18 protein-coding genes are annotated in these 18,895 nt (G+C 35.1%); 14 read left to right on the top strand and 4 right to left on the bottom strand.

The window, feature by feature from the left end; all coding sequences use genetic code 11:
- Positions 1-128: 128 nt before the first annotated feature.
- On the top strand, positions 129-1,514 hold the full coding sequence (locus PZE06_RS29880) for a Mu transposase C-terminal domain-containing protein (RefSeq protein WP_275791969.1): 1,386 nt from the start codon (positions 129-131) through the stop codon (positions 1,512-1,514).
- Between the two features lie 2 nt (positions 1,515-1,516).
- Positions 1,517-2,503: a TniB family NTP-binding protein gene (locus PZE06_RS19565; RefSeq protein WP_275791970.1), complete on the top strand. Its 987-nt coding sequence runs from the start codon at positions 1,517-1,519 to the stop codon at positions 2,501-2,503.
- A 538-nt stretch (positions 2,504-3,041) separates the two neighbouring features.
- Here PZE06_RS19565 and PZE06_RS19570 read toward each other — a convergent pair.
- On the bottom strand, positions 3,042-4,160 hold the full coding sequence (locus tag PZE06_RS19570) for an acyltransferase (RefSeq protein ID WP_275791971.1): 1,119 nt from the start codon (positions 4,158-4,160) through the stop codon (positions 3,042-3,044).
- 579 nt (positions 4,161-4,739) lie between these two features.
- On the opposite strand from PZE06_RS19570, the gene PZE06_RS19575 reads away from it, so the two are divergent.
- The 5 genes from PZE06_RS19575 (at position 4,740) to PZE06_RS19595 (ending at position 9,095) form a co-directional block, all read left to right on the top strand.
- Positions 4,740-5,066, top strand: coding sequence for a hypothetical protein (locus tag PZE06_RS19575; protein WP_275791972.1), 327 nt, complete (start codon positions 4,740-4,742; stop codon positions 5,064-5,066).
- Positions 5,067-5,438: 372 nt separating this feature from the next.
- Complete coding sequence (locus PZE06_RS19580; protein ID WP_275791973.1) at positions 5,439-6,269, top strand: PRD domain-containing protein; 831 nt, start codon at positions 5,439-5,441, stop codon at positions 6,267-6,269.
- A gap of 102 nt (positions 6,270-6,371) precedes the next feature.
- Positions 6,372-7,787 (top strand): PTS transporter subunit EIIC, encoded by a 1,416-nt coding sequence (locus PZE06_RS19585; protein WP_275791974.1) that lies wholly within the window; start codon positions 6,372-6,374, stop codon positions 7,785-7,787.
- An 11-nt stretch (positions 7,788-7,798) separates the two neighbouring features.
- Positions 7,799-8,299 carry a PTS sugar transporter subunit IIA gene (locus PZE06_RS19590; RefSeq protein WP_275791975.1) on the top strand — a complete coding sequence of 167 codons (501 nt, stop codon included), beginning with the start codon at positions 7,799-7,801 and terminating at the stop codon, positions 8,297-8,299.
- A 43-nt stretch (positions 8,300-8,342) separates the two neighbouring features.
- Entirely contained in the window at positions 8,343-9,095 is a 753-nt protein-coding gene (locus PZE06_RS19595) for a ChbG/HpnK family deacetylase (RefSeq protein ID WP_275791976.1), read from the top strand.
- 505 nt (positions 9,096-9,600) lie between these two features.
- Here the strand turns inward: PZE06_RS19595 and PZE06_RS19600 are convergent.
- Positions 9,601-10,311 carry a DNA alkylation repair protein gene (locus PZE06_RS19600; protein ID WP_275791977.1) on the bottom strand — a complete coding sequence of 237 codons (711 nt, stop codon included), beginning with the start codon at positions 10,309-10,311 and terminating at the stop codon, positions 9,601-9,603.
- Positions 10,312-10,569: 258 nt separating this feature from the next.
- Here PZE06_RS19600 and PZE06_RS19605 point away from each other — a divergent pair, with 258 nt between their 5' ends.
- The 5 genes from PZE06_RS19605 to PZE06_RS19625 are packed head-to-tail and all read left to right on the top strand — an operon-like array spanning position 10,570 to position 15,651.
- Positions 10,570-10,914, top strand: a complete 345-nt coding sequence (locus PZE06_RS19605) for an RNA polymerase sigma factor (protein WP_275791978.1) — start codon at positions 10,570-10,572, stop codon at positions 10,912-10,914.
- Positions 10,915-10,956: 42 nt separating this feature from the next.
- Positions 10,957-11,811 carry a class I SAM-dependent methyltransferase gene (locus PZE06_RS19610; RefSeq protein WP_275791979.1) on the top strand — a complete coding sequence of 285 codons (855 nt, stop codon included), beginning with the start codon at positions 10,957-10,959 and terminating at the stop codon, positions 11,809-11,811.
- A gap of 45 nt (positions 11,812-11,856) precedes the next feature.
- Entirely contained in the window at positions 11,857-14,220 is a 2,364-nt protein-coding gene (locus PZE06_RS19615; RefSeq protein ID WP_275791980.1) for a molybdopterin-containing oxidoreductase family protein, read from the top strand.
- Positions 14,221-14,224: 4 nt separating this feature from the next.
- Positions 14,225-14,767, top strand: a complete 543-nt coding sequence (locus PZE06_RS19620; protein ID WP_275791981.1) for a 4Fe-4S dicluster domain-containing protein — start codon at positions 14,225-14,227, stop codon at positions 14,765-14,767.
- 20 nt (positions 14,768-14,787) lie between these two features.
- Positions 14,788-15,651, top strand: a complete 864-nt coding sequence (locus tag PZE06_RS19625; RefSeq protein ID WP_275791982.1) for a dimethyl sulfoxide reductase anchor subunit family protein — start codon at positions 14,788-14,790, stop codon at positions 15,649-15,651.
- A gap of 491 nt (positions 15,652-16,142) precedes the next feature.
- On the opposite strand, the gene PZE06_RS19630 is transcribed toward PZE06_RS19625, so the two are convergent.
- Positions 16,143-16,397 carry a His/Gly/Thr/Pro-type tRNA ligase C-terminal domain-containing protein gene (locus tag PZE06_RS19630; protein WP_275791983.1) on the bottom strand — a complete coding sequence of 85 codons (255 nt, stop codon included), beginning with the start codon at positions 16,395-16,397 and terminating at the stop codon, positions 16,143-16,145.
- A gap of 199 nt (positions 16,398-16,596) precedes the next feature.
- Entirely contained in the window at positions 16,597-16,992 is a 396-nt protein-coding gene (locus PZE06_RS19635) for an aminoacyl--tRNA ligase-related protein (protein ID WP_309145453.1), read from the bottom strand.
- A gap of 141 nt (positions 16,993-17,133) precedes the next feature.
- On the opposite strand from PZE06_RS19635, the gene PZE06_RS19640 reads away from it, so the two are divergent.
- Together PZE06_RS19640 and PZE06_RS19645 are read left to right on the top strand one after the other, a co-directional pair.
- Positions 17,134-17,826 (top strand): aspartate/glutamate racemase family protein, encoded by a 693-nt coding sequence (locus PZE06_RS19640; protein ID WP_275791984.1) that lies wholly within the window; start codon positions 17,134-17,136, stop codon positions 17,824-17,826.
- A 90-nt stretch (positions 17,827-17,916) separates the two neighbouring features.
- The gene (locus PZE06_RS19645; RefSeq protein WP_275791985.1) at positions 17,917-18,549 is read left to right on the top strand and encodes an HAD-IA family hydrolase; all 633 of its coding nucleotides are present in this window, start codon (positions 17,917-17,919) and stop codon (positions 18,547-18,549) included.
- Positions 18,550-18,895 lie beyond the last annotated feature (346 nt).

Here is an 18,895-nt window from a genome sequence, read left to right on the forward strand (position 1 = left end):
CCTCCACTGCAAGTATGAACTATGATCATTTTACAGTGATAGGTTGATATTTTTTGCTGGTATATTTGGGTAAATAAGCGTTTCATCTTATCAAGCAAAAACTGTACACTTTATTCTAGCAGTCACAGGTGGTCGTTCATAGACCTTTAGAAAGAGTTGAAATAGATTGGACACCAGTAGATATTTTACTAGTTGATCCTAAAACCTTTAAACCCAAAAAACCATGGCTAGTATACGCTATAGATAAGTATTCTGATCACCCACTTGGTTTTTTCGTAACATTTGATCCTATTAACGCTAAAGCAGTAAAACAATGTCTATTACATTGTTTAATGCCCAAAACCTACATTAAAGATTTATATCCAATGGTGGAAAATGAGTGGTCTGCTTTTGGTAAGCCGGAACTTTTGGTTTTTGATAATTCAAAGGTAAATGATTCATTAGATGTGTTGGATGCTTGTCAACAATTGGGAATAGAAACTATGTTTTGCCCAGTAGACTCTGGATATTTAAAAGCTAGTATTGAGAGACATTTTGGTATTCTAAATACAAAGGTATTCCATTCGTTAAAAGGTACCACTTTTTCAAATGTTTTTGAGAGGGGCAGATATGATTCTGAGGGCAAGGCTTATTTGACAATGCAAAGCTTTATTTATATATGTCATTTAGCGATGGTTGACATGATAGCATTTGATATTAATGTTAGTAAACGAGCGACACGTAGAGATTTGTGGATAAGAGGATTGCAGGAAAACCCTGAAATAAACCTAGCCGTATCCAGAACAAAAGCTGAGCTAAAAATGATTTTAATGAGTGGAATAGATTATAGAAAACTTAGTAATAAAGGTATAGTTATACAAAACGAGCATTATACATCTCCTGAATTAATGAAATTAAGGTATCAATTAATAACAGATGGAAAAGAAAAAAGGAAATTACGAGTTCGTTATGATTTAGCAGATATACGAAGTATTTATGTTTATAACGAGTATGAAAGGAGGTATATTGAAGCCTTTAATAAGAACCTACAAGAAAAGGGATTTCAAATAGGATTACCGGTGCATTTTTCAGATTTAGAATGGGATTCAAAATTAATTGCCGAAGCAAAGAATAGCAGAGATAGAAGATTATTTGGAAGGGCTAATAGGAAGATAAGAATAATTCAAGGCAAAGACAAAAAGAAGTTTATTAGGTACAAAAATGTGAATAACAATGAAATAGAACGACTTAAAGAAGAAAACGAAGAACTCCCTGTGTATCACGGGATTTCCACAGAAGGAATATCCCATGTTCAATTAGGTACGCCTGAAGCAGCTGACACGATTCAATTGATTAAAGAAGAACACCAAGAGGTTATTGAGAAGAAACAAAAGAAAAAATCAAATTCAGGGAAAAAGCGTAATAGTAGTAAGCAAACCGTATCAGAAATTGAGGATTCTACTTATATTAGTAGCAGTTTTGAAATAGATATAGATGATTTACCAGACTGGGAAATAAAATACCGTGGGGTGTGATAATGAAAGCTAATTTTCCTAAATTAATGGGACAACCTGCTTCATTTGAGGATACAAGAAATAGGAAAGAGCACGTAAAGAGAATAATTGTGGGACATCCCAAATATAAAGTAATATACGATCGTTTAAGAGAAACACACCTATTATCTACTGGGACCACACATCCTGATGGTGTTTTTCTTTCTGGGTTAACTGGGGTTGGAAAGACAACATTGCTGAAAGATTATGCTGAAAGTTATCCGAGGAAACGAATTAAAGGAATAACAATTGTTCCTATTCTTTATTTTAAGGTTCCGGTAGGTGCTTCACCTAAATCAGTTGCTTCACAGGCTTTATATGATTTAGGAGATCCTAATTTTGAAAGAGGTACTCTAGTTCAAATGACGGCACGGTTGTTGAATTTTGTTAAGGCATGTGAGGTTGAGATGATTATTATAGATGAATTTCAACATTTGATCGATAGGGAAACTTCTAACATTCTTAAAAGTGCTTCAGACTGGGTAAAAACTTTTATGGAGGAGGCTGGAATTCCAGTTGTGATATGCGGAATGCCTGAGTCTGAGAAAATTTTTGAATGGAGTAGTCAAATTGATAGAAGATTTTGTATTCGTCATAGATTAGAAGCTTTTAATTATAATACAATAGAAGATCAAATTGAGTTTCGTACATTTCTTAAAAGTGTTGACAAAGAATTGCCCTTTGCAGAAATATCCTATTTAGCAGACCCTCAAATTTCCGAAAAATTTTATTACGCTACTAATGGAATTCCCTTCTACATTATGAAAATTTTAGAAGAGGCAACTATATGGGCAGCAAAGAATGGATCAGATAAACTATCGGAATCTGATTTTCAAGTGGGTTATAAAGCGGTAACAATTTCACAAAGACCTCATGCGAGAAATCCTTTCAATGATCCGAAATTTAATCTAAGGGATGCGGTAGATAGTGAGAATAGAGCAAAGAAGCGACATGGGAAAAGGAATAAGTAGATTAGAGTTGGGTTAAAACGAAAAAGTGATACAAACTTTTTTATTTTAGCCTTTTTTAATGGAATAAAGAAGGGGCTTGTTTGAAAATACTTATCAGAATTAGACTCCATAATTTTTAAAATAAAACTAATTGAAGCTAGATATTTCTATTTGTCTTTTTTCTAATTAATTGTGAAATATGACGGACCTTGATTTAGAAAAATTACCCTATTCTAATTTATTGTGAAAAATATTTAATAAGGAATCCTTAGAAAATCAATATAGTGTTCTAATCAATTATGAAAAATCACAGGTAATGTAAGTTTTTATAAACATCCGAAAATGATGGATAATTCTTTGGAATAGGATTCAAAAATTTGCCGATAGATTCACAAAACCCGGAAATATCTTTACGACCAAATGAATGAATAGAAAATATGTGAGAGATTTTAGTAGTTGGAAGTGTAATGCAAAAGAAGTGAATAATGAATGTAAGCTGACAATGTTTATCAGTAGTGATTTCTTTTTACAAGGGCTAAATTAGAAGAGGGCAGTGTTTCTAAGCTGATTCGCTTATTCCTTCTTTATGCTTCACTTTCCAAAACGGCTTTTGTTTATTAGGAAGCTTTCCAAACAGGAAGTTTGCAAACGGAACGTATGAATGAACAAACCAAATAATCAAATAACAGAAAAAGACGGTAATGATATATTGCAAAGGAACCATGATGTGAAAGGACAAACCTGTTCCCCTAGTAGGAAGGAAGTTCATAACCTGGTATAACACAAGCGGGTGAAGCAAGTAAAAGCCAAATGAATATGACGCAATATTTTTAACCCTTTTTGTCGTGGTTTCATTGCATATAGCACTAAGCTTTTCAAACAAATAAAAGAAAAAGAAACTTCCTCCCACAATAAAACCGATAGACAATAACTTGTAAAAGCTTTCGGGAATATCAATTCGTTCATTAAACATATTTTGATATCGTATCAATACAAATGGAATACTTGTGAATAAAAATAAAGCTGTCAAGGTCCATAATTTGTTATTTGTAAGATTGGCCTTAATTTGATCGTAATGAAGACCAATCCAGCCTCCAAGCAAAAATGCGCCTAAAGAGTTCACGAAACGGACATTATCCCAGCCATAATTTACTCTCATCATATAGAAAAAGAACTCAAGGATAATTCCAATCACCCAAAGATACTTCTTTAGCAGCTTTAGTTTCTTTACAATGATGATGACGAAAGGGAGCAATAAATAAAATTGAACGACTAAATAAATAAAATGCAATTGATACTTGCTGCCGCCGGTTAGAATGCGCTCCCATATATCACCAATATTAAAAATTCTTGTCCCTAAATACAATTGCTCCATCTCGTATATAAGTGACCAAACAATATAAGGGACCAATATAAATATAAAACGCTTTTTCCCATACAGATAAAGTTCTTTTGGAGTAAAAGGCTTATTTTTGTAGGCATAGAAAAAAACAATACCTACTAACATAATAAAAATCCCAGCTTCAACACGAACGATATTATTAAAAAAATGATAAAACTGATGTTGAAAAGAGTTCACAGCAAATAAATGTCTATATTGAGCAGTTGTATGAATAAGAACTACTGAAAGCATGGCGAATACTCTAAGATAGTAAACTGATAAAATTTCTTTTTTCAATTTTATCATCACCTATCATTTCACTTTTAATAAACCTTAATCTTATTAAGTATCATTATACTATAAAGAAGTGCCTAAATGTTAATATATGTAAATGGTTCTAGATGCTAAGATGTTGTGAAGTTACACATTTGAACGGATAGGCGCTTAGCAGCCGCTAAAACCAGGCTGCTTTTTCAACTATAAAGGGGGCAGTCTAGTTTAAGAAGGATTCTATCACCTTTTATTATTAGATGGGAGAGAAGCACTATGCCCACTATTAGCAATAAAGGTGTTATAAGAAAAATATTCTGAAACTCGAGTGTTATTCGATAAAAATTGTTAATGATGGGTGTTTTCAGGAACTAATGGGGCGCTCTATTTTGTTGCAGGCTTAGGGGTATCTACCGTGAAAAAAGATTGAATTTATACAATGGGTGATAGTATGAGCGAGTTACGTTGATCCAAAAAAGGGATATACCCTTTTTTGTTCCTTGTCCTTGAAAATAATCAAGCAAGATTGAATTATAAATTACATTAAGTATATATGAATCTATTACTTAATATGATTCGTATAATTATTTTATTAAGCGGGGTGTCATGATGGAGGCCAAAACCCAAACGTCTCAGAGTGCTGAAGTTACATATAAAAAAGAAGTTAGAGTGCAAAAACTACTAAATATAATCGGTATATTCATTCTCGGTGGATTAGCATTGACGAATTTGATAAATCCGCTTCCTTCAAGTGATTACAGGAAGGAAATTTTGTTTTTTATTGGAGGGAGTGCGCTTATTTATTACATCACAGTTAATATCTTTTTCTTGGGGAATTTAGGTAGAAAGGTTGTCTTTATTATTCTCATTCTTTTAAGCTGTTTTAGCCTTTTTATGACTGTTTATCTTGCGGTAAATTCAATGCCACACTAACAGTATTTTATTGAATAATTATGCTACGTTAAACAAAAAATACTGACTATCTTTCCTTCGAACAGTTATTGTTTCTGCAACAGTATCCAATTTTTAGTTTGAACCTAGAAATCGAGAATCATTCAAAACTATTATTTACACTTCCATATGTTTCTGCTATCCTTAATAATTAGAAAATTCTATTATTTGAGTAAAAAAGTATTGCTAAGCAAAATGCATTATGCTATTATAGCCGTAAGCGTTAACATAATGGTTGCGTTTTAAAGGATTGTTACTCTTAGAGATTGTTGCTCTTTGAGGCATTACCTATCTTTATTTGGTATGCTTCAAAGAGCTTTTTGTATTGATAATAATCTATTTAGGAGTTAAGTGATGAAGGCAATTAAAAAAATTAATAATAACGTTGCAATCTGTACAGACAACCATAATAAAGAACTAATCGCCTTTGGTAGGGGAATTGGTTTTCCGCCAATGCCATATGAAATAAAGGATTTAAGTTCGATTTCTATGACATTTTATCGGATTGATAATAGATTTTATAATCTGATGGAGGAAATTCCAGAAAATATCTTTGAGGTAACGGCATTAATTGTTGATAAAGCTCGGAAGACACTTTCATCGCCTCTCAATCCAAATCTGTTAATTGGGTTAGCGGATCATATAAATTTCGCCATTATTCGTTTGAAAAAGTATAAAAAAATGCAAATGCTGTTTTCATATGATGTTGAGCAGTTATACCCGATTGAAACGAATCTTGGCAGATATGCTGTAGAATTGGTCAAAAAAAGGCTAGGCGTCATACTACCCGAAAGTGAAGTTACGAATATTGCGATGCATTTTGTCAATGCGCAAGAAGAGAAGGAACCTGAAACAGAGGGGCCAGATACGGAGGCATTAATTTCCGAAGTTGCCGACAAGATTGAAGGCTTTTTCTCGATAAACATAGATAGAACGAGCTTTAATTATAATAGATTTGCTATGCATATGAGGTATTATTTAAAAAGGATTAAAGAAGAAACACAATTTATGAATGACAATTCCGTAATTTTGCAAGTAATGAAAGAAAACAATGAAAAGGTGTATGATTGTGCTTTTATGATTGGTAGTTATATTGATGAAAAGCTGGAATCAAAAACGACAGACGACGAGATTTTGTATTTAATGATGCATATCAATCGGATTATAAAGAACACCAAAATATAAATAGTAGGGATTGTTACTCGTTAGGGAGGCATCACCCAAAGCTAGGTTGAGATCAAACTCATCCTGGCTTTGGGTTTTTTATTTTATAGAGGAGGAAAAAAGATGACTAAAAAAGAACAGTTTCAAAAAGTGGCAAAAGATGTACTAAAAGCAGTTGGAGGAAAAGACAATGTCGGCCACGTAACTCACTGTATGACAAGGCTCCGTTTTAATTTAAAGGATGAGAGTTTACCTGACGAGGAAGAAGTTAAAAAAATTCAAGGTGTTATTGGAGTCATGAAAACAGGTGGCCAATTTCAAGTGATTATTGGGCAAACGGTAGATAAAGTATACCAAAGCTTAGTAGAAGTGGGCGGATTTGAGAACAACGCTAAAAATGATAATGTTGAACTGCCGAAGAAAAAGATCACACTGAAGAGCATCGGAAGTGGAATTCTCGACGGGTTAGCAGGTTCTCTTACCCCACTCATACCATTGCTGCTTGCGGCGTCGATGTTTAAATTTTTAATTGCATTGCTTGGCCCAAGCATGCTGGGGGTCATCAGTGATCAAAGCGATATATATATATTACTTGATTTTGTTGGGGATGCTGGATTCTACTTCTTCCCAATTGCTGTTGCTTATACGGCTGCAAAAAAATTCGGTGCCACTCCGGTTCTTGCTATTTTCTTAGGAGGAATACTGCTACATCCAACATTGATGTCAATGGCAACTGAGGGGACTGAGTTTTCGGTTTTCGGAATCCCTACAAGTGTCCAAAGCTATTCATCGACAGTTCTCCCAAGTATTATGTCTGTATGGGTAATGAGTTATGTTGAAAGATTTTTCAATAAACATTTACCAAGTATATTAAAAACTATTTTTGCACCTAGCTTAACTATTATTGTTATGCTGCCTATTTCTCTAACCGTGTTAGGTCCCGCAGGTTCTTTTCTTGGTCATTATTTTTCAGACGGAATTTTAGGACTTTCTGATGTAGGTGGTTTCTTAGCTATCGCCATTATCGGTGCGATTTGGCAGTTCTTAGTGTTGAGTGGAATGCATTTAGTTATGATATCTATGCTGATCCTTGTATTTACCAACAGTGGTCAAGAAGCGTTAGTTTCACCTGGTGCGACGGCAGCAAGCTTTGCTGTAGCTGGTATGGCAATTGGCGCGGCCCTGCGTATCCGCAATAAGGAGCAACGTGGTTTAAGCTTTGGGTATGTTGTTGCAAACCTGGTAGGTGGTGTTACAGAGCCTGCGATGTATGGTGTTGGGATTCGTTATAAACGACCATTACTTGGCATGATTGCTGGAGGTTTTGCTGGTGGGCTTTATGCTGGACTCTTTGGTGTTACGGCTTATGCCATGATTCCAGTTGCGAATTTCCTTAATATATTAGGTTATGTTGGTGGTACTACTGCCAATCTTGTTCATGCTGTTATATCTGTTCTTATTTCAATCGTTGTTGCTGCGGTTGTCACTTATTTCTTTGGCTTCAAAAAAGATGATCCTCTTATCCAAAAACAAAAATAAGGGTGGTATACATGAGCATATTCAAAAAGTTTATTGATAAAATTCAGGATGAAAAGAAAGATAGTGGCGATATTTTCGCCTCAATGGATGGTAAGGTTATTCCCCTAAAAGAAATAGAGGATGGCGTATTTTCAGAAGGAATGCTTGGAAAAGGATGTGGGATGAAGCCATCGGTAGGTGAAGTATATGCACCATTCGATGGGGAGGTCATGTTAATCACACCAACTAAACACGCGATTGCACTTAAAAACAAAGAAGGGATAGAACTGTTAATTCATGTCGGAATAGATACGGTTAAAATGAATGGAGAAGGCTTCCAACCTTTAGTCGAAGAAGGAGACAGAGTAAAATGCGGACAGCCGATCATGACATTCTCTATCTCTGATATTGAAGAGGCTGGTTATGCAACCACTACTGCTATTATTGTAACAAACTCTGAAAAATTTCCTAATGAATTTGTTTTAATAACAGGTGAGAGAAAAAGGCAAGAGAGTATCATGCATATTTCGTAAATATTTTTAGAGCCATTGATAAAGAAAAGGGAGGAGCAAAAAAGTGAAAAGATTATTAGTACGAGCTGATGACTTAGGCTATTCTGAGGGAGTTAATTATGGTATTTCCAAAAGTGTAAAAGAAGGCATTGTTGGAAGTGTTGGGGTAATGACAAACATGCCTGCAGTTACTCATGGACTAAAGCTGTTAGAAAATACGGATGTCTGTCTTGGACAACATACTAATATTTCCGTGGGCCAACCTTTGACAGACCCTTCGCTGATACCAAGCATTACAAATGAAAAGGGAGAATTTAAATCATCAAAGGAATATCGTCAGGCCAAGAAAGATTTTGTCGTGTTGGATGAAGTGGTCCTTGAGATCGAAGCTCAATATAAAAGATATATTGAGCTTATGGGAGAGAAGCCACATTATATTGATGGGCATGCAGTTGCCAGTGATAATTTCTTTAAAGGATTGGAGATTGTTGCACAAAAATATGGACTAAAGTATTCTCCTTTTTCCATGGAAGGGGAGGTGCAAATTAACCATAAACAAGTTCGCATTAATATGGAAGCGATAGCGCCGGATATGGATTACAACCCATTTGAGTCATTAAAGAAAACGGTTGAACAGGCAGATAAGGGAGGATACTGTATGTTTGTCTGTCACCCTGGATACTTAGATGGCTTTATTTTAAGAAATTCCTCGCTTACTTTGCCAAGACCAATGGAAGTGGATATGTTGTGCGACCCACGAACACGAAAATGGCTTGAAGAATTAAATGTAGAACTGATCACTTATGATGATCTGTAAAAAATTTGTAGGTATTCTGAAGCATCCTTGAAAAAAGGAGCGTAGATTTCCTACAACCTATAGGGGTTGTTCCAAAGGTATTGCCGCTTTTCAAGATATTCACTTTCCTCAATTTTTTTTGAGGCGGTGCAAAGTCTAACTTTTGGGACACTCCTTAACACTCTAATTTTTATTTCCCATTTGCAAAATTCTTATAAAAGGAGAAACTGTTCATCCGCATCTCATTTCACTAAACGGTCAGTTTATCACCGGAGCAATAAAAATTTAAGTTTATTATTAATTTATACCTCTATAACCATGTTGGTGAGGGTCGCTTTGAAAAATCGATACTGATAACGAGTGTTATTTCGATGGCTTAATTTTTTCTGAGTTCCAGTTTGAGGTTTTTCTTGGTTAATTGAGTTAGAGGTCAGTTCTGCAGATTTCATAGAAAGAAGGTTCTCTGTTGTTTAGCAAAGACCTTTTTAATAGGAATACTCATTTAATCATTCACTCAAGCATAGCATTAACTGTTTCTAAAATTTAAATAGTAATCTCTTGTACTCTTATCCAACTTTTCAATGGCGTATCTTAAGGTAATTCTAGGCATAGTGCTGGCGTGTTTGTTCAAGAAAGATTTCAGCTTATCCTCATCTTTTTTACCAGCTTCCCGAATCAAACTTCCAACAGCCTTGTTGATTAATTCCTCCGAATCATTTACTAGTATCTCAGCAATTGCAAAGGTATCCTCCGTGTTACCAGTCTTGATAAAGCTTAGCGTACTTACTATCGCTGTTCTTCTTTCCCAAATATTAAGTGATCTTGCCATTTTATAGAGATCATCTTTCGGTTTATCAAGCAAATAGGAGCCGATAACAGAAGGAGCTGCACGATCGACGAAATCCCAATTGTTGATTCGGTCGTGTCTTCGCATATAAAGCTCATACAATGCCTGTTTATGCTCTTCGGATTGTTTCTTGGCTTTTGCTTGAAAGTCCATAATGCTTACTGCTCCCATTCTTACTTCGTAATAATTACTTTCTAGAAGCTGTTCGATTTCTATTAAAGGCATATCTATGAATTGTTTTGCAGTTTGGAACACGGTGCGCATTTTCAGACCAAAACATTTCGTACTTTCCTCCGAATCTTTAAAAAATTTTTTCATTTTTTCTTTATCTGCTTCATTTTGATGTTGCTTTAATTCCTGAATAAAACGTTCGGCGGTATGACTTGTCATTGTCAAAAACCTCTTTTCATTTTTTATTTTCTATTGCCCCTTTGATATTATCATACAGATTCATAAAATCTCCTTCAAATCTAGTGCGAATAGGGAAAAATAATTCATTTTCCCCGTCGGTTAAAATAAAGAATTCATAATTTTTTCTTTTTCTTTTATCATTATTGTGAAATGATTCACGAACAAGCTAAGCTTATGTCAAAAGTGTTTTAGAATATGGGTAAATCGATCGATTGGACCCCATGGGAAGTGTAAAACATGAGCAAAGTAGCTACTTTTTATCAATATTACTATAAAGATATATTTAATTATGTTTATAACTTATTAAATGATATCGATGCAGCTCAAGAAATTGTTCAAGAAACTTTTACTTGTCTTTGTGAGAATGTTGACATGGATGATTCAATTGACCAGAAGAAAGTAAAAGTTTGGGCATTAGAGAAAGTTCATTATTTAGCGATCAAATATTTACAGAAAGTGGATGATGTGCTTTTAAATAGTATAAAGGTGACTTCAAATATTTGGAGTAGGGAGATTTTAGAGGAAAAGATCCAGACAAAAGCGCTTAGAGAATTCATCCGAAGTATGCTGCAAGAAATTTAAATTGAGCATCAAAAAGCTATATGTTTAGTAGATCTCCAAGGGTTGAGCTACAAAGAGAGCGCTTACCTGTTAGATATCACAGAAGAGGCTTTTGGTTCCCTTTTAAAAAGAGCGAGGCAAGCTTTCATCAGGAAAATCTTAAAGGAGTTTAATCCAGATCTCTTAAAACTTCCCTTATCATTATATGAACAAAGAATGCTACTCACTTGGTTCGATATCTTAGATTATCCAAACAATATTGAGAAAGAAATTTCAACGAAAGTTCAAGGCTTTTTCAATGGATTTCACCAAAATTTTGAAGACTTCAGGAGAGAAACATATCCAAGAAATTTAAATCAATATTTATTGTCATTAGTTGAATTAAATAAGAGCTCCATTGTAGCAGATTTTGGTGCTGGGACAGGAAGTTTAATAAAAGATGTTAGTCCTTTAGTTTCAGAGGTTTTCGCAATCGATCATTCGATTGAAATGCTCAAAACAGTAACAAATTTACAAAAAAATTATGGTCTCAGTAATGTAAAAACAATTTCTGCTGATGTAGGTATGGATCTATCTTTTATGAAAGGATCAGTTGATATTGGTTTTTCCTGCATGCTCATCCATCATATTTTTAATCCGTTAAAGGCAATCAAACAGATGACCAAAACTTTAGTCGCAGGTGGAGAGTTAGTTATCGCTGATCTTACTTTTACAAATAAAAATTGGCGTTTTAAGGAAAGTCATGATTTTTGGACAGGATTTAAAGTAGAGCAGCTTCAGAAATGGCTGGAAGAAGCTGAACTTGAAATTATTAAATTGTCCGAAAATGACAACTATCATTTTTGTTTCAACGATTTGAAGGTAAAAGGAAAATATGTGAAAGTGCCGTTATTGATTGCTCATTGTAGAAAAAAATAGTAACTGTTGCTTTCAAGATTTTTAGACCCTTAGGGAGGGAGTTTCATGAAAGAAGAAATGAGGCAGAGCCAAGAAGAACTGTTGAACAAAAAAATAAAAAGACGTTCTTTCTTAAAGGCTGCTGGAACAATCGGAGGAGCAGCCATTGTTGGAAGTGGGGGCACAGTTATTAAAGATGCGATAAAGTCTCCACCAGAGGTACTTGCTAGCGAACCGGTTAAGTATGAAGTTTTTCGATCAACTTGTTCAATGGAGTGCTTGCATTGCAATCTGACGGCTTTTATAAAAGATGGGAAAATTGTTAAAGTTGAGGCTAGTAAAGATTTTAATGTGACAGGCTGCCTTCGTGGAATGAGCCGTACGCAATGGGTGAATAATGAAAGCCGGATTAAAATGCCGATGTTAAGAACGGGGAAAAAAGGTTCAGGTGAATTCAAAGAAATCTCTTGGAACGAGGCACTAGATTTAATTGAGGAAAATATAAGAAAAACAATCAAGGAAATTGGAAATAAAGGAATATTATTGGAAAGTGCATCTGGTAATATGGACTCGATTGCAAACAGTATGGCTGGAGCACTTTTCACTCATCTTGGTGGAGCTACGCGCCCTGCAGGTTCCTTATGCTGCTCAGCAGTAACAGCAGCGATGAACCCAATTGTGGGATTTCGTTACGTTGACACTAGAGATACTATTCGAGATAGCCAATATATTATTTGTTGGGGTAATAACCCGGCTGTTACAATGCAGGCTTATTTCAAGGAATATGAAGAGGCTATGAAAAATGGAGCTCGATTAATCGTTATTGATCCAAGATTTAGTGAAACGGCTGCAAGGGCAGATGAGTGGATTCCGATCATGCCTGGTACAGATACTGCTCTTGCATTAGGAATGTTAAATATTATTATCAACGAAGATTTAATAGATCGATCATTTTTGATGAATCATACGGGGGCTGTTTATTTAGTTGACCAAAATGGGAAACTCGTTCGAGAAAATCAAGAAGATCCTGATTCCTATGTTGTTTATGATGTGAAACAAAAAATGCTTGTACGTCATAATAAGAAAAATATCGCCCCGGCGCTAAGTGTAGACGAAGTTTCCATTCCAAACGGATATAGAACCGTATATGACTTAATTAAGGAAGAGGCAAAAGAATGGACTGTAGAAGCAACAGCAAAGGAAACGGATGTTCCGAAAGAAACTATTCTTCGTTTGGCCCGTGAATATGCGAAAAATAAACCATCGATGATTATTCAAAATATGTCTGGTGCCCAAAGAACTGAATTTGGAACTTATGTATCTGCCAGCCAATTCTACTTAGCGATTTTGACTGGAAATATTGGAAAACCGGGAGCAGGCGTTTGTGATGCAGGTGGTGTAACCCAATTTGTGAATATTAATCCACCGGTTCCTTCAGCAGAAGTAACAGAAGAAGTTGCTAACATTCCGGTTGCTAAACTTGGAGAGTCTATCGTTAATGGAGACCCAACGGAAATTGGATTTTGGTATATTATGACCACGAGTCCGATGACCCAGGTACCGAATACCAATATGGTAAGAAAAGCACTAGAGAAAGTTCCATTCGTTGTGGTGGCAGATAGTTTAATGACTTCAACCGCGTTGTATGCTGATTTAATTTTGCCTGTAACGACCGTTTTTGAATATACAAGTTTAATGGCAGGCACTCGTAGCCACTATATTCAATTGAAGGAAAAGGCGGTTGAACCACCAGGTGAAGCAAAACCGGATTACTGGATTCTTACAGAAATTGCTAAAAGATTTGGAGTCGGAGAATTATTTGATAAGCCGATAGAAGAACATATTAAAGCATGTTTAGAAGGAACGGGAGTAACACTTGAACAATTAAAACAAGGTCCAGTTAAACCAGCATCAACACCTTATGTACCGTTTAAAGATGGTCAATTCAAAACATCAACTGGGAAAGCACATTTATTTGTAGAAGATTGGGCAGATATGGATCATAGTCCAATAGTTAAATATTATTGCTCAAAAGAAAGCATTAAAAATAAGTCCAATAAATTATTGGAGAAGTATCCAATAATGGCTATACAATACAAAATGCCGCGCAGTATCCATTCAAGTTTTAGCACACTGGAATGGCTTAATGAAGTTCATCAAAGTGAACCAGAGGTACTTATTCATCCAAAAGATGCGCAAAAGCGAAATATCAATGATGGAGACAAAGTCGTTGTATTTAATGATAGAGGGGAGCATCACGCCAAAGCAATCGTAACCACTCATATAAAGGAAAATATTATTGGCTTGCAAAATGGTTGGTGGGAACAACAAGGCGGCAGCAGTAGTTATGTTACAAATGATACGGTAGAGGCGCTAGGTACAGGCACATCAATTAATAATACACTTGTTGATGTGAGAAAGGAGGGTTAAATAAATGGGTCAATACGGATTTGTGATTAATATAAATGATTGTTATGGGTGCAAAACTTGTTCTGTTGCGTGTAAATCAGAAAACTTAACAGCCAAAGGTATTACATGGAGAAGAGTAAGAGAGTTTAGAGTGGAAAATCCGAATCGAATGGATTTCATTTCGATGTCATGTAACCATTGTGACGATCCTCAGTGTATGAAAGTATGTCCTGTTTCAGCGTACACGAAGAGAGACGACGGGATTGTGCTACAAGATCATGAAAAATGTCTTGGATGCCGCTCCTGTGTAATGGCGTGCCCTTATTCAGCACCTCAATACGATCCAGTTGAACAAAAGGTAAGTAAATGCGATATGTGTGTTGAGCGAATTGATCAAGGTTTAATACCTAGATGTGTAGAATCCTGTCCAGCCCAAATCATTAAGTTTGGTGAAATAAACGAGTTACGGGTTGAATATGGAAATGATATTGAAGTGGTTGAAAGCATGTACAATATGCCTAGTCATAAAATAAGTCAACCTAATGTGGTCATTATTGCTGCTAATTGAGAAGAAAAGGAGGCCTTAAGATGGGAGAATATGAATTTCCATTAGTTATCTTTACTGTGTTTAGTCAGTGGGCAGTAGGTATTATTATGGCACTTGTTTTATTAGAATGGTTGAACCCAAAATTTATGAATACAATTGGGAAACAATTATTAAATAAAACTGTATATATTGCGCTCGTCATTTCTGTCATTGGGGCAATATCGTCCATGTTTCATTTAAACAATCCTTTTAAAAGTTATTTAAGTTTATTAGGCACAGGTCATTCTTGGCTCAGCCGTGAAATCATTGCCGTTATTTTGTTTAACCTATGCTTACTTGTATTTACTTATATTTGGTGGAAAAGAGTCGAGCAGGATAAAATACGTAAAGCTGTCGGCACATTAACTGCCTTGCTAGGGCTTGTTTTGGTCTTAGCTTCTGCCACCGTTTATTTTTCAATGCAACTCCATCCAGCATGGAACAACTGGACAACGTTTGCAAACTTTCTCTTAACAGGATTTCTGCTTGGGGCATTAACAGTATCCTACTTCTCTCTGAAAGCCAATACTAAGGAGAACGAAGGAAATGTCATGAAAATATTAGGCATGTATCTTGTGTTTATAATAGCTGCTTTATTAGTGACTATTAGTAGTTCAGTCATGATCGCAAATGGTGTTGTAGAAAATCAGGTGGCTGCAACTAATTCAATTACATCTATTCTATTTTGGGTTCGAGTATTAGGCAGCTTAATGGTACCGGCTACCCTCGTTATTTATATGATTGTTGGGAAAAAAGTAGTTCCAATCAAATATGTCCTTGTTGTTACAGGCTTTGTATTAATTGGTGAATTATCAGGGAGGATGATTTTCTATTCTTCTATTATGAGTCAATATCCGTGGTTCTAAGTAGAAGGATTATTCGAGCAAATATGCAATTATAGAAACGAGAATGCAAAGTGTTAATCGGTTTCTTAAGAAACTTTCTTTTAAATGAAGAAAAAAAGAGTAGCTAAGGGAAGAGACTTCAGAGATATAATTTTATTTAAATAAGGGAAAAAATAGATAGCTAAAACCTCGCCAAATGTTTGGTGAGGTTTTAGTCTTTAGAGTATTTATCTAAGCTTTGTTAAACCATATTGTTGATAATTCATTTCGCGTGAAACCTTGGTTTCACAAGCCTTTCAGTTATGCCGAAAGGAAGAGTAAATGAGCTGGAAATCAACATATATCAAAGCCTTTAAAAGAGGAACGAATATAGATCATTTTTTGAAATCCCGTTTGTTTCATGTGCTCATCTGCTGTATTTTTTCAATTACTACTAAAGGTTGAATTCCACATTCATGGCATTTTAAAGAAGAGATTTGATACGAAATAAAAGCAGAGTTTGAAATGCAAACTCAGTTATTTTCGTTTATTTCATTCATGAATGGCTGGATAATTTCTTGTATACTCATCACACCAATATTTCCTTCTTTTCGTTTTCTTATAGCCAATGAATGGCTCTCTATTTCTTTATCTCCGATAATTAGCATATAGGGAATCTTTTGTGTTTCTGCTTCTCTAATTTTCAATCCTATCTTTTCAGATCTGTCATCGATTTCCACATGAACTCCTGTTGCTTGTAACTGTAATTTTCCTTTATTTGCGTACATTACATGTGAGTCCGCTATAGGTATTATTTTTGCTGAATAGGTGACAGCTAGTGAGGAAAATCCCCTGCATTAATGTTCATTTAAAATGGAGATAAAACGTTCTACCGACCAGAAGAGGACTCTATGAATCATAACTGGTTGTTGAAGTTTGTTATCTTCAATTCTATAACTGCAGTTAAATGTTTCAGGCATTTGAAATCTAATTGAATAGTGCCGCATTTCCAGCTTCTTCCGTGTGAATCCAATATATGAAAGTCGATCTTTTAACCATAAAAAGCACCGTCCCCTGGATAAGTTGATAATTTATTCCTTTGTCCTTTAAAACAGATTCCAGGGCTAATTCGGTTTTATCCCAGATTTCCTCAGAACCCATATGTTCTTCCGGTCTTGTAGAAAGTTCTATCTTATAGTCAAAACCAAAGTAAGAATAGAACTCCTCAATTAGTACATGAATCTTCTCAATTTCTGATTCAATTTGGTTGAAACGAACAAATAAATGTGCGCCGTCTTGAGTAAAGGAACGAACTCTTAACAGTCCGTTAAGAGAACCGTAAAGTTCGTGTCTATGGACTAATCCGAGTTCTGCAAAGCGGATAGGCTATTCTCGATAAATTCTTCGCCTGCTATTATAAATTAATATAGCGCCAGGGCAATTCATGGTTCTAATTGTGATGAAATCGATTCTATGAAGCTTTTATAGTATAATTGGCTTTAAATACCAAATGGAGGAATGGTTGTGAAGACGATTGGACTAATTGGTGGAATGAGTTGGGAATCTTCAGTTGAATATTACCGAAATATTAATGAAGAAATGAAACATAGATTAGGTGGTTTACACTCAGCAAAATGCTTACTATATAGTGTTGATTTTGAAGAAATCGAGCATTTTCAATCAACGGGTGAATGGGAAAAGGCGGGAAAATTATTAGGTGATGTTGCTCATTTATTAGAAAAAGGCGGAGCAGACTTTATCATTATTTGTACAAATACGATGCATAAAGTAATTCCATATATTGAAAAAAACATTAATATTCCGATCATACATATTGCCGATGCAACAGCAAATCAAATTAAAAAAAATAATATTCGTAAAGTTGGATTATTAGGTACTAAATACACGATGGAGCAAGATTTTTATAAATCCCGAATTGAAGCGAATGGCATTCATGTTTTAATTCCGAATCAAAATGAACGAGAAAATATAAACCATATAATTTATGATGAGTTGTGTTTAGGAACGATAACTACCTCCTCTAGAGAATATTATCAAAAAGTCATCGAAAGTTTAGCTGATAGAGGTGCAGAAGGAATTATTCTAGGTTGTACTGAAATTGGATTGCTCGTGAACCAACATGACTCGGAAGTTCCTATATTTGATACAACGATTATCCACGCTATTGAAGCAGTAAATAAGGCTTTAGAAGAATAAGATTGAACCTTTGGGTTGCAGTGGATTGAACGATGCAAAGATACAAGGGCAATCAGCAATAGGAACGGAATTAATAAGGGGGAAGTTATCATGTACAAGCATATCATTTGGGATTTCGATGGGACTCTTTTTGATACATACCCGGTAATGGCAAACATTTTTAATGAAGTATTAAAAGAGCATGATATGGAAGAGCCATTAGGGGAAATTGTAAAACAAATGAAAATATCTGTTTTATCCGCCTTCAAATACTATGAGAAGAAATATCATATTGACCGAGATTTTGTAACGATATATCAGAAAAGAAAGAAAGAGGCTGAACTAGCATTATCTCGTCCATTTGATGGAATTGAGGAGATTTGTAAATACATCCATGAAACAGGTCGAAAAAATTATTTATTTACCCATCGAGGTGAATCTTCAATTAAATTACTTAAAAAGTATCATTTAGATCAGTATTTTTCTGACTTTATTACATCGAAACAGGGATTTGAAAGAAAACCAAGTCCTGATGCCATTCATTACCTACTTGCTAAATATAATATGTTGCACTCAGAATCTATGATGATAGGCGATAGAGACATAGATTTATTATCTGCAAGAAACGCAGGTATAAGTGCTTGTTATTTTACCGAGAGTAATCATGAAAGTGATTTTGCAGATTACACAATCAATCGCTTTCAACAGTTATACTCAATTTTGTCATCGGATGAGAACAATTGAACTAATCACTACTTAACCATTGTCAGTTGTTGGAAGCGGGGGATTCCGGAGGGCCAGAGCGTACTTGTTAGCGTATTTCTTTACCAACAGCGTTTGCTCTTTTTGACCAAGTTCCCCCTGTAGATTTCTACGATTCTATATTTTTGTAAGCCAAACCTAAGCTTCGGCTAGAATATTTTTTCTGCTGAAAATGATAAAAAAGAAGGAGCAAGCGCAGCTTATTCCTGCTAATGGAAAAATGGTCGTTAAATATATTGGGTAAATACAAATACATGGAGAATCGTTTTAGTCTGGGATTTCTGATTCATTATAATTGCTGCCTATATATAGATAATGAGAATTTACT

It is taken from the genome of Robertmurraya sp. DFI.2.37 (genome assembly GCF_029211245.1).
GTDB lineage: Bacteria > Bacillota > Bacilli > Bacillales > Cytobacillaceae > Robertmurraya > Robertmurraya methanolica_A.

Coding starts and splice junctions, on each gene's coding strand:
- PZE06_RS19565 (WP_275791970.1), top strand. CDS start 1,517: ATGAAAGCTAATTTTCCTAAATTAATGGGACAACCTGCTTCATTTGAG.
- PZE06_RS19575 (WP_275791972.1), top strand. CDS start 4,740: ATGATGGAGGCCAAAACCCAAACGTCTCAGAGTGCTGAAGTTACATAT.
- PZE06_RS19580 (WP_275791973.1), top strand. CDS start 5,439: ATGAAGGCAATTAAAAAAATTAATAATAACGTTGCAATCTGTACAGAC.
- PZE06_RS19585 (WP_275791974.1), top strand. CDS start 6,372: ATGACTAAAAAAGAACAGTTTCAAAAAGTGGCAAAAGATGTACTAAAA.
- PZE06_RS19590 (WP_275791975.1), top strand. CDS start 7,799: ATGAGCATATTCAAAAAGTTTATTGATAAAATTCAGGATGAAAAGAAA.
- PZE06_RS19600 (WP_275791977.1), bottom strand. CDS start 10,311: ATGACAAGTCATACCGCCGAACGTTTTATTCAGGAATTAAAGCAACAT.
- PZE06_RS19605 (WP_275791978.1), top strand. CDS start 10,570: ATGAGCAAAGTAGCTACTTTTTATCAATATTACTATAAAGATATATTT.
- PZE06_RS19615 (WP_275791980.1), top strand. CDS start 11,857: ATGAAAGAAGAAATGAGGCAGAGCCAAGAAGAACTGTTGAACAAAAAA.
- PZE06_RS19620 (WP_275791981.1), top strand. CDS start 14,225: ATGGGTCAATACGGATTTGTGATTAATATAAATGATTGTTATGGGTGC.
- PZE06_RS19625 (WP_275791982.1), top strand. CDS start 14,788: ATGGGAGAATATGAATTTCCATTAGTTATCTTTACTGTGTTTAGTCAG.
- PZE06_RS19630 (WP_275791983.1), bottom strand. CDS start 16,397: ATGTACGCAAATAAAGGAAAATTACAGTTACAAGCAACAGGAGTTCAT.
- PZE06_RS19645 (WP_275791985.1), top strand. CDS start 17,917: ATGTACAAGCATATCATTTGGGATTTCGATGGGACTCTTTTTGATACA.